Annotated in this window: 11 protein-coding genes; 7 read left to right on the forward strand and 4 right to left on the reverse strand. The window is 31.5% G+C overall.

Going from position 1 to position 12,298, the window contains the following annotated elements; genetic code table 11:
* Nucleotides 1-92: 92 nt before the first annotated feature.
* From B2G86_RS11580 to B2G86_RS11595, 4 genes are all read right to left on the reverse strand, one after another.
* Nucleotides 93-335 carry a hypothetical protein gene (locus B2G86_RS11580; protein ID WP_078358349.1) on the reverse strand — a complete coding sequence of 81 codons (243 nt, stop codon included), beginning with the start codon at nt 333-335 and terminating at the stop codon, nt 93-95.
* A gap of 219 nt (nt 336-554) precedes the next feature.
* Complete coding sequence (locus B2G86_RS11585) at nt 555-1,772, reverse strand: metal-dependent hydrolase family protein (protein ID WP_078358350.1); 1,218 nt, start codon at nt 1,770-1,772, stop codon at nt 555-557.
* Between the two features lie 17 nt (nt 1,773-1,789).
* Entirely contained in the window at nt 1,790-2,959 is a 1,170-nt protein-coding gene (locus B2G86_RS11590; protein ID WP_078358351.1) for a hypothetical protein, read from the reverse strand.
* A 524-nt stretch (nt 2,960-3,483) separates the two neighbouring features.
* Nucleotides 3,484-4,845, reverse strand: a complete 1,362-nt coding sequence (locus tag B2G86_RS11595; protein ID WP_078358352.1) for an amino acid permease — start codon at nt 4,843-4,845, stop codon at nt 3,484-3,486.
* A gap of 205 nt (nt 4,846-5,050) precedes the next feature.
* On the opposite strand from B2G86_RS11595, the gene B2G86_RS11600 reads away from it, so the two are divergent.
* From B2G86_RS11600 to B2G86_RS11630, 7 genes are all read left to right on the forward strand, one after another.
* Nucleotides 5,051-5,365, forward strand: a complete 315-nt coding sequence (locus B2G86_RS11600) for a PTS sugar transporter subunit IIB (protein ID WP_078358353.1) — start codon at nt 5,051-5,053, stop codon at nt 5,363-5,365.
* Between the two features lie 9 nt (nt 5,366-5,374).
* Nucleotides 5,375-6,655, forward strand: coding sequence for a PTS cellobiose transporter subunit IIC (gene celB, locus B2G86_RS11605; RefSeq protein ID WP_078358354.1), 1,281 nt, complete (start codon nt 5,375-5,377; stop codon nt 6,653-6,655).
* A 21-nt stretch (nt 6,656-6,676) separates the two neighbouring features.
* On the forward strand, nt 6,677-6,991 hold the full coding sequence (locus B2G86_RS11610) for a PTS sugar transporter subunit IIA (protein WP_078358355.1): 315 nt from the start codon (nt 6,677-6,679) through the stop codon (nt 6,989-6,991).
* Nucleotides 6,988-8,370, forward strand: a complete 1,383-nt coding sequence (locus tag B2G86_RS11615) for a glycoside hydrolase family 1 protein (RefSeq protein ID WP_078358356.1) — start codon at nt 6,988-6,990, stop codon at nt 8,368-8,370. The genes B2G86_RS11610 and B2G86_RS11615 overlap by 4 nt, the downstream gene beginning before the upstream one ends.
* A 36-nt stretch (nt 8,371-8,406) precedes the next feature.
* Nucleotides 8,407-10,296, forward strand: coding sequence for a BglG family transcription antiterminator (locus B2G86_RS11620; RefSeq protein ID WP_078358357.1), 1,890 nt, complete (start codon nt 8,407-8,409; stop codon nt 10,294-10,296).
* A 171-nt stretch (nt 10,297-10,467) separates the two neighbouring features.
* Entirely contained in the window at nt 10,468-11,364 is an 897-nt protein-coding gene (locus B2G86_RS11625) for an ABC transporter ATP-binding protein (protein ID WP_078358358.1), read from the forward strand.
* Between the two features lie 2 nt (nt 11,365-11,366).
* Nucleotides 11,367-12,298, forward strand: a 932-nt coding sequence (locus B2G86_RS11630) for an ABC transporter permease (RefSeq protein WP_420798275.1), incomplete at its 3' end; no start/stop codon positions are given.

Consider the following 12,298-nt stretch of genomic DNA (forward strand, 5'->3'; position numbering starts at 1 on the left):
CTAAAACTCAAAGTGCTACGAATTTCATTATAATTAGCTTGCTTGATCCAGTTTTAAATTCTTATATTCTTAAAATATACTCGATTGTATTTTTAAAGTAAAAATATTCTCTTATAAGATTTTTTGAATTTCTTCCATTCTTCATTATCAAGAAAGTATTTCTTCCCACTTTTTTTAATAATCCCTTTTTTATATAAGTTTGTAAATGTTCTGTTGTATTTAATATTTAAGTTTTCATAAGTTTTGGCAGATTGAGGTGAAGTAGCTTGCTCGTCTATAAACTTCTTAGCAACTTTATTTTGTTTCCATATTAAAACTTCTAATCCATTAGTCATATTACCATCTCCTTTAAAAAAATTTTATCAAATTTTAAAGGAATTACTGTGATGGATGTCACAGAATTAGTCTAAAAATAATGTAATAATGAGTTTAAGTGGTAATCAATGAAAAACAAAAAGTTAATTATTCTTGAAGTTTTAACTGTCTCTGCTTTAACTATTTTTCTCTTTGTAATAAGTGCAATATTATTCTCTATCATAGTCGATGATTCGTATTTACCTAATGTCTTTTACGATTTTACCGTCTATAGCTACGACTTTAATCTTGTTTGGATCTCTTAATACTGCGATATCATCTAATGGATTTTGTTCTAGTAAAATAAAGTCTGCTTTTTTACCTTCTTCGATAGTACCGAGTTCTTCATCGTAACCTAAACATTCTGCTGCAGTCTTTGTTGATGAAACGATTGCTTCCATTTCTGTCATACCGTGTTCAACCATAAGTTCCAACTCTCTTAAGTTAGTACCGTGTTTGAATACGCCTGCATCTGTACCCATTGCTATTTTCACACCTGCTTGGTGGGCTTTCTTAAAGCTTTCGATATGATCTTGCATGACTTGTTTGGATTTATTTATAGAATTTTCGCTCATTCCTAATTCGGCAGCGAATTCTATAACGGACAATGGTGCAAGAAGTGTAGGTACTAAATACATATCTTTTTCTTTCATCAATTTTACAGCTTCATCGTCTAAATATATACCGTGTTCGATTGAATGAATGCCAGCTTCTATACATTGTTTTACACCTTGTAAACCTTGTGCGTGTGCCATTACTTTACGATTATTTCTAAATTGTGCTTCTTCGACAATTACTTTTAATTCTTCTACTGAAAATTGTGTGTAGTCTGGATGGTCAGTTGCACTGGTAACACCACCAGTTGCATGAACTTTTAATACATCCGCACCAGCTCTAAGCATTTCACGCGCTTTTTTTCGGACTTCGTTGACGCCATCGCATAATCCACTCGGCATACCGGGATAACCATCTTGTAAAAGTGGTAAATGAATTCCGGACTTTGTATAGCTATCTCCATGTCCACCTGTGATTGTTAATGCGTTTATACTAATTTGTAAACGTGGACCTAGTACAATTCCGTCATTTACAGCTTCTTTTAATCCTAAATCTGCACCTAAAGCATCTCTAACAGTTGTAACGCCAGCATCGACTGTTCGTTTTAAATGATCAATAGCTTTATAAAAATTATATGAAAAAGGCGTAGATAAGCGATTTTCTAACGGTTCCATTTCCAACATTACGTGCACATGGCTGTCAATCATACCAGGAAGTAAATATTGTCCATTTCCTTCTATAACATCATCACCATTTAAATTCTTGCCTATTTCAGCAATAACATTATTTTCGATTTTAATATCTATGTTTTTTTGAATATCATTACCAGTTCCATCTATTAAATTTATATTTTTTAAAATCAAGTTAACTTCCTCCTACGTTATTTAATAAAATTCATTAAAATAGTTGTTAAAATAACAGATGCTACTGTTACAGTTGTAAATCCACCGATAATCATTGGACTTAGTAATTCATTAAATACATCTTCTCTATCTTCTTCGTTGTCTGTGACCGAACGACTGACTTCTTCGCATAATATAAAATCACCTGGGAAACCATATAGTGCAGTTAATGCAACAGGTAAAGCTTTAGTAGGTCTCCAACCGATTAATTTCGCGCCAACAAAGCCTCCTATTAAAATGCCGATTGTACCAATAACAAGAATAGATAATATTGCAGGTAAGTATTCCCATAAGTCGTGAGGTTTAATACCGCCCATAGAACCGATTACGATGAGAATAATAATAACCATCATAATTGTGAATGATTGGTTGCGTTCCATTTCTTTTTGTTCGAACAAACCAATCTTCAATCCAATTACACCAAATAATAAACTAAGTAGTGTGTAATGAATGCCAGTAAATTCTCCAATAATAAAAGCAAAACTTGCTAATAAAAACATAATAAAGAGTCTAATAACATTATTTTGAAGTAATGGACTTTTACTAAAAATCGTTTCTTTTTTATCTTCATTTTTATTAGAGATATTCGCAACGTTCTTATCGTGCGCTCTATTTGCAAGATAATATTTTGAATAACGTTTCATAAGTATTGAACTAAGAGGCATGCCAATAACACCTTGCAAAGCCTGAACAATAGCAGGTAAAACAATTAAATTAGCCAATCCTAAATCTTGAAGTTTCTCTACAGTAATAAGAAGTGCAACAATACCACCCGCAATAGGACCGACACCAGAAGCTGCTGTACGGAAATCAAACAGGAGTGTAACGAAAATTAAAATTAAAGTAGTAGAACCAATAATCCCAAAAATTGAAATAACAACCGCTTTCCATTGAGACTTAAGTATATGAAGCGGCATCATAGTACCCATATGCATAATAACTGGCGCAATAACAAGTGCACCTAGTGAAGGTAAAATTGCATTATCAAGTATTTTTGCTGGTAAAACACCTGCCCAAGATAAGAGTAAATAACTGACCATAGCAGTTAATAACATTGGAACACGAGCCTTTGTAACATAAGAAATAACTTCACCTAGAACAATTAATGCAAATAGTATAGTAGCGGAAATAAGCGGTTCACTAACCATTAGCGTTCACTCCCTTTTTAAGTTAATAAGAAAACCTTAGCACATAAAAATGCAATAGTTAATACTATATTCAAAATATTTTGAATATATAGATAAATATTACACAAATAAGTTCCAGCCATATATTTTTAGAATGAAGATATTGCATTAGGAATTTTATGATTGGAGCTTTTTATAAAAATAATAAGCGTAAGAGGTGCTGTAAGGGACATAATTCTGAGAAATGTCCGTAAGAGGTGCTGTAAGGGACATAATTCCGAGAAATGTCCGTAAGAAGGGTGCTAAGGGACATAATTCTGAGAAATGTCCGTAAGAAATAGTGTAAGGAGCACAATTCAGAATTCTGCCAGTAAGAACAATCTAAGGAGCACAATTCAGAATTCTGCCAGTAAGCGCAATCTAAAGTCACCTCTATAATATTCCACAAAAATAAAACTCTCTCAATCCGTATTTATGTTCAACGGTTTGGGAGAGTTGCTTTAAGTATCGGGATGAAATCTCATTCTCATACTCATATTAAAATATTAATGTGCTGTTGATTGTCTACTTTTATTTATATAATAAGCAGCTAACAACAGGATAATCCATAATGGTGAAAACATTAATGCTGTACGTGTGTCTTCTGCAAAGAACAACATCACGAGTACGAATGCGAAGAACACTAATGATACATAAGAACCAATTAAACCAAATGGATTTTTAAATTTAGATTTTTTATGTAAATCTGCATCTTCTTTTCTGTACTTGATATAACAAATTAAAATAATAGACCAGATAAAGATAAAGAATATTGTTGCTAGTGTTGTTACAAGTGTGAACACATCATCAGGTATGAAATAATTTAATATCGCTGCAAAGAACAGTACGACGCCTGAGAAGATAAGTGCTGGATATGGCACACCTCTTTTATTCGTTTTACTTAATCCTTTTGGTGCGTGACCAGTTTGTCCTAATCCATAAACCATTCTACTGTTACTAAATAATCCACTGTTTGCAGCACTTGCAGCAGATGTTAACACAACAAAGTTTACAATACCTGCTGCTGCGGGGATTCCAGCTAATACAAATAAGCTAACAAATGGACTTTCTGCTGGATCGATTTTATTCCATGGTGTAATACTCATGATAATTAATAAACTCAATACATAAAATATTAATATTCTATATCCGATAGAATTGACTGCTTTAGGTAAGTTCTTTTCAGGATCTTTTGTTTCACGAGCAGTTACGCCGACTAGTTCGATCCCAACAAAACTAAACACTGCCATTTGGAAAGCGAGTAAGAAGCCCATCGCACCATTCGGGAAGACGCCACCGTGTGAATATAAATTATGGAATCCTGATTGAGCACCATTACTTGATTTAAAACCATTAAAAATCATCCATAAACCGATAACAATCAATAAGACGATCGCAATAATTTTTATGAGGGCAAACCAAAACTCTACTTCACCAAATAGTTTCACTGTCATTAAATTTAAACCTAATAAAATAACTACTGTGGCTATTGCTGATACATAAGAGGGAATGTCTGGATTCCAAAATTGAATATATTTAGCTACAGCTGTAATATCGGCGATTCCTGTCGCTACCCAACAAAACCAATACGTCCAACCAGTTAAAAAGCCAAATAGATGACCTAAATAATGTTCTGCTATATCAGTAAATGAATTATAATCACTATTTGAAAGTAATAGTTCTCCTAATGCTCTCATCATAATAAATAAGAAAAAGCCAATAATAATGTAAACTAATAAAATTGATGGACCAGCTAATGAAATACTTTTACCAGCACCTAGAAAAAGGCCAGTACCAATAGCGCCACCAATTGCAATTAATTGAATGTGTCGATTCGACATACTCCGTTTTAATTCATGATCTTCCATATTTATTCTCACTCCTTAATCTCATTAACACATATGTGTAAAATATGATTTAAAAATCAATATAAAAATCATTATACTACTATTATTTGTGTTCTCATATCAATAATAATACATATTGATATTCCACTACTAGAGGAAAATGATTATATCGATATGTAAACGTATACAAAATATAATGGAAATATAATCGAAAGGGGAAATTAAGATGAGAAATATTTTATTAGCATGTTCAGCGGGAATGTCTACAAGTTTATTAGTGACGAAAATGGAAGAAGCAGCAGAAAGCAAAGACATACAAGTGAATATTAAAGCTATGTCCAGTGACAATGCTTTTCAAGCTTTAGATGAATATGATGTTCTGTTAATTGGTCCACAAATGAGATTTATGAAGAAAAAATTCATCAAAGCTGCTGAAGAACAAGGGTTAGAAATGCCAATTGAAACAATTGACTCAGTGAGTTATGGAAGAATAGATGGGGATGGCGTACTCAAACAAGCTTTATCATTATTAGGGGAATAGGTGATAAAAATGCAAAGTACTTTTATGGAAAAGTTAGAAGACGTATTACTGCCAATAGCAGATAAATTAAATAACAATAAATATTTAGCATCTTTACGTGATGGTTTTATGATTGCATTACCATTAATTATATTTGGTTCTATCTTTGTCGTAATTGCGAATTTTCCATTTTTAGATAAATTACTATCTGAAAGTCAGTTTGCAGCATGGCAAAATGCAGTTGGACCAGCATCAGCAGCAACGCTTTCAATAATGGGGCTCTTTGTCATTATCGGAATAGGATATAAATTAACTGAACGAAATGGTTTGGAAGGGATATACGGAGCGGTAACAGCTCTAAGTGCAGTTCTAATTTTAACTCCTCAAGTAGTAGGGAAAACTGAAGGCGTTATACCTACAGAAATATTAGGTGCAAAAGGAATGTTCCTGGGCATTATCGTATCAATTATCACTTCAGAGCTATATAGTTTCTTTACGAAAAAAGACATTACGATAAAAATGCCTAAAGGTGTGCCAGATCAAGTATCTAAATCATTTAGTGCATTACTTCCAGTAGCATTTACTTTAACTATATTTTTAGTAATAAGAATATTAATTGCATTAACACCTTTTAATACATTACAAGATTTAATCTACACAGTTGTACAAGAACCACTAACAGCATTAGGAAAAGGTTTGCCAGCTACGATTGTTGCTGTTTTATTCATTCAAATATTTTGGTTCTTTGGATTACACGGACAAATTATTGTCAATACAGTGTTTGATCCGATTTGGTATTCATTAAACAATGAGAACTTCGAAGCATTTCAAAAGGGATTAGAGTTACCAAATATTATAACTAAACAATTTATAGATACATTTTTAGTTGGTATGGGTGGAACGGGAGGAACAATAGCAGTTGTAATTGGTATTTATTTACTTTGTAGAAGTAAACAAAACAAAGAAATTGCGAAATTGGGAACACCAGCATCTATATTCAATGTAAACGAACCGATTTTATTTGGATTACCGATTATTATGAATCCATTAGTGATTATTCCTTGGATTATATCACCAGTAATTATAACGATTGTAAGCTATTCAGCTATGTATATTGGATTTGTACCAAAACCTTCAGGAGTTATTGTGCCATGGACTACACCTATATTTATAAGTGGTTATTTAGCAACAGGAAATGCATGGCAAGGTGCAGCGCTACAACTCGTTAACTTGTGTATCACATTTGTTATTTGGTGGCCATTTTTAAAATTATTAGACAAAAACTATTTAAAACAAGAATTGAAAAAGTAATATAGGATGGAGGAATTTACGATGGCGACCTCAATTAATGAGAAAGCATTTCAAATCATATTATACGGTGGTAATGGACGGTCAAGTGCTATGGAAGCAATTCAATGTGCAAAAGAAAGAAATTTTGAAGAAGCAGAAGCATTAATAAAAGAAGCAGAACAAGAAATAAATAAAGCACATAAATATCAAACTGAATTATTACAAAATGAAGCACAAGGTAAAGAAAGTGAATTGAATTTATTACTTATTCATTCACAAGACCATTTAATGAATGCAATTACAGTCAAAGATTTAGCAAATGAAATGGTAGACTTATATAAGGAGATGAAATCATGACTAAATATGTATTTCCAGAAGATTTCTGGTGGGGAAGCGCTGCTAGTGCAACGCAAACTGAAGGTACTGATTCAATCAAGGATAAAACTATATGGGACAAATGGTTTGAAGAAGAACCCAATCGTTTTTTTGAAGGTGTAGGGCCGAATCATACATCAGATTTTTATCACCAATTTAATGAAGATATAAAATTAATGAAGGAAACTGGTCATAATTCTTTCCGATTATCTATCTCTTGGACGCGGTTAATGGATCAAGATACGAATGAAGTTAATCAAGAAGCTGTTCAATTTTATAATCATGTTATAAATGAATTAAAAGAAAATCATATAGAACCTTTTGTGAATTTATATCATTTTGATATGCCATATAAAAAGCAACAACAAGGTGGTTTTGAGTCATTAGAAGTAGTTGATTATTATGTGGATTATGCTACAAAATGTTTCGAGTTATTTGGTGACCGTGTTAAATATTGGTTTACATTTAATGAACCAATTGTGCCTGTAGAAGGTGGTTATTTATATGATTTCCATTATCCAAATATTGTAGATGCAAAGAGAGGATTTCAGGTTGCATTTAACACTGTACTTGCGAATGCCAAAGTAATTCAATCGTACAAAGAAACTGGTTATGACGGAAAAATTGGTATTATATTAAATTTAACGCCATCATATCCACGAAGTGAAAATGAAGAGGATGTTAAAGCAGCTGAAATTGCAGATTTATTCTTCAATAGAAGTTTCTTAGATCCTGTAACGAAAGGCGAATATCCAAAAGCATTAGTAGATATATTGAAAAATCATGAACTGGTACCTACTTATACGGAAGATAATCTCAAAACAATTAAACAATATACGGTTGATTTACTAGGCGTGAACTATTATCAACCAAGACGTGTTAAAGCGAGAGATACAGTCCCCAATCCTAACGCACCATTTTTCCCTGAGTATTACTTTGATAATTATGAAATGCCAGGTAGAAAAATGAATCCATATCGTGGATGGGAGATTTACCCTAAAGGTATTTATGACATTATGATCAATTTGAAAGATAACTACAACAATATAGAAAGTTTTATTTCTGAAAATGGTATGGGTGTGGAAAATGAAGCGAGATTTATAGAAGATGGTCAAATTAATGATACTTACCGAATTGACTTTGTAAAATCACATCTAATATGGTTGAATAAAGCTATAAAAGAAGGTGCGAATTGTACGGGGTATCATATGTGGACATTTATGGATAACTGGTCATGGATGAACGCTTATAAAAATAGATATGGTTTTATTTCTGTAGATATTCATACGATGAAAAGAACAATCAAGCAAAGTGGTAAATGGTTTAAAGAAGTTTCTTCAAGCAACAGTTTAAATGACTAATATGAAATAAAAAGAAAAATATTAGGAGAGAGCGTGATGGAAACCAGACACCTCAACATTGTTAAAATATTATATCAACACCAACATGAATATATGAATAGTGATGCAATTGCCAAATTATTAGGATTATCTTCAAAAACGATACGCTCACATATAAAATTTATTAATGAAGCGAGTAATGATTTTGGTTTCTCTATACTAATTAAAAAATCAAAAGGTTATCAACTCCATATAATAGATGAAGGCTTATTTAATTATTTCTTAAATGAAAGATTTTTAAAAGATGAAAATTTAAATTTTAACAATCAAGATAGTAGAATTCGTTATATTATGAAAAAATTATTGTTAGATGACCATTACACTAAGTTAGAATCATTAAGTGAAAGTATGTTTGTGAGTGTAGGAACTTTAAAAAATGATTTGAATGAAATGAGAAAGATACTATCTCAATATGAAATTGAAATCGTAAGTCGTCCGAACTATGGTATGAAAATAATTGGCAAAGAATTTCAGATAAGATACGCTATTGCTCAATTTTTATTAAATAATCAACATGTAAATATAGGTTTTACAGAAGATGATATTAAAAGTGTAAAATCATATCTAATTAAACTATTGAGTAAATACAAAATAGAAATTCCGGAAGTAAAGCTAGATAATTTAGTAACACATATTAACATAGCAATTGTTAGAATAAGAAATGAACTCATGATAGAACAACAATTTCAAATTGAAGAACAACAATTACCGAACAAATTAAAATCATTCTTCGAAGAAATGATACATTTTATAGAGTACCGTTTTGAGTTAATTTTACCTAAAAAGGAAATGGATTATTTATATATTCACTTTGTGACGACAGGTATTATGAACGAAGTGAGAAACATACCTAGAAATAAAATGATTGAAACTATGATTAAACATATGTTAGATCATATAAAACGTATCTTTTATTTGGATTTAACTTCAGACAATAATTTGAAGAAAAATTTATATTTGCATTTATGTACTTCGATTAATAGATATAAATATAAAATGAACATTAGAAACCCGATGTTAAATGAAATTAAGCAAAACTATCCCTTTGCATTTGATTTAGGATTAGTGGCTAGTAAAATGATTGAAAAAGATTTAAAAGTTCAAATATCAGAAAGTGAAATAGGTTACTTAGCACTTCACTTTGAAATGGCTTTAAATCGAATAGAGACAGATAAAGGGAAGTTGAATGTCATACTTGTTTGTAATTCAGGATTAACGAGTTCGCAATTGATAAAATATAAATTAATGCAGAATTTTAGCAATCAAATTCAAATTTCTGAAATTGTTGAGTTATATAACATTCACAATGCGGATCTTGAACAAGCGGATTTAATTATTTCAACAGTACCAATAAATGATAATGTAGATTTACCAATACTATATGTAAATCCAATTATGTCACAACAAGATTTAGATAAAATTCAAAAGTTTATTGATTTAAAAGATACTCACCATTTAGATGAATTAATTGAAATTATTGAATTAAAAACAAAATTGGACAATAAAGAAGATTTATTAAAATATTTAAATGTTCAATTGGAGAAAAAAGATTTAATTTACAGTGGATTTATAGATAGTGTAAAAGAAAGAGAACATCATGCATCGACTGCATATGGAAATTTAGTAGCTATTCCTCATCCGGTAATGCCATTAGCAAAGCAAACATTCATTTATATGATAACTATGGATAAGCCAATCGCATGGGATGATAAAGAAGTACAAATTATATTTTGTCTTGGTTTGAAAAAAAATACAACAATAAATCTTGAAAGAATGTATCAAAACTTAACAGATATTATTAATGATTATAATAAAGTTTTAAATTTAATAGGATCAAGCTCTAAGGAAGAATTTTATAAAGTCTTTTCGCCTCAGCTTAGTCAATAATAAACAATTAAGAGTAAACTTGTATGACAGATTCTGTCATATAAGTTTGCTCATTTTTTTGTTCGCTTTGAAATAATCATTCAGAGAAGGGTATATTATGAATATAAGAAGTAAATATGACCGTTAATTTATATAACACTAAAAATCTCCTATAAAGGATAGTGAATGGAAATGACATTATTAAAGGTGGATCACGTTACGAAGTATTTTGGAAAGTTCAAAGCGTTAAATGGCGTTGATTTCATAGTTGAAGAAGGGGAAATCTTTGGCTTTATTGGACCTAATGGATCAGGTAAATCTACAACTATCAAAGCAATTTTAGGGATGCTTAAACCAACGAGTGGCTCTATTGAGATTTTTGGAAAAGATGCTTGGAAAGATGCAGTTCACATTCATAAAAATATCGCTTACGTTCCTGGTGATGTCAATTTATGGCCAAACTTAACTGGTGGGGAAGTTATAGACTTATTTTTAAAGTTAAGTGGTACAAATAATGTTGAAAAAAGGGATGAATTAATTGAAAAATTTGATTTAGATCCTACTAAAAAATGTGGTTCTTATTCTAAAGGGAATCGGCAAAAGGTAGCGCTCATTGCAGCTTTTACAACAGATGCAAAGCTTCTAATATTAGACGAACCAACTTCTGGTCTAGATCCTTTAATGGAAAAAGTATTTCAAGATTGTGTATTAGATAAGAAAAAGGAAGGAAAAAGTGTGCTATTATCTAGTCATATTTTAAGTGAAGTTGAAAAACTGTGCGATAGAGTGGGCATTATTAGAAAGGGAGAAATTGTTGAAATGGGTACGTTAGATGATTTAAGGCATTTAACAAGAATGCGTTTTGTTGTCCAAACTAATGAAGCATTGATGAATTTGGATCAACAGACAGGTATCCATGATATCTTTAATGAAGAAAATACGTATCACTTTCAAGTAGATTCTGAACATGTATCAAATGTCATTAAATATTTAAGTCAATTTGAACTGTTGAAACTTGAGAGCATGCCACCTACTTTAGAAGATTTATTTATGACTCATTACGGCGTTGATATTGAAAGAGGTGAATAGCGATGCATAATCTCTTTAACGGAGTCGGTAAACTAACGTTATTTTACTTAAGAACGAATAAATGGAAAATGATTTTTTGGATAATAGGGATAGGTGCATTAACACTTATAATCCCACCGACATTTTATGAAATGTATCCAAATAAAGCTGATATGCAACCAATTGTTGAAACGTCTAAAAACCCTGCAATGGAGGCTATGTTAGGTCCAGGTCAATTTGACCAAGTTTCAGTTGGTGCATTGTTCACGCATGAAATGATGCTCTTTACAAGTATACTTGTTGCAATCATGAGCATATTGCTCGTCTCTAAAAATACACGAGGTGATGAATCTGATGGCCGTATTGAAATGATAAGAGCTTTACCAATAGGAAGAGTTTCGCCTTTAATCAGTTCAATAGTCATTATGATAATAGTTAACTTAGCGATTGCTGTGATATTGTCTATAACATTACCTTTACTCAATATAGATAGTATAACTTGGCAAGGTTCTATATTATATGGCGTTTCACTTGGGTCTATAGGTATCTTATTCGGTATGATTACAGCTATATTTGCTCAGTTAACAGAAACAAGTAGCAGTGTTACTGGATTAAGCGTAACAGTGTTGTTGTTAAGTTATTTAGTACGCGCGGTAGGTGACGTTATAAATGATGGTATATCTATGATTTCTCCACTTGGATGGTTAACAAGAACGTTTGCATATTCTGATAATAATTGGTGGCCAGTTGTTGTTATGATAATCACTGCAATATTATTTTTAGTAATAGCAATGACACTTTATTTTAGAAGAGATATAGAATCTGGATTATTGCCATCTAAGCCTGGCAATAAATATGCACACAAAATATGGCTATCACCATTAGGAATGCAATTAAAATTGTACAAAGTAGGAATAATTTCCTGGGCAATAGGCATGTTTATATTTGGGGCATC

Source organism: Mammaliicoccus fleurettii (genome assembly GCF_002018435.1).
Taxonomy (GTDB): Bacteria; Bacillota; Bacilli; order Staphylococcales; family Staphylococcaceae; genus Mammaliicoccus; species Mammaliicoccus fleurettii.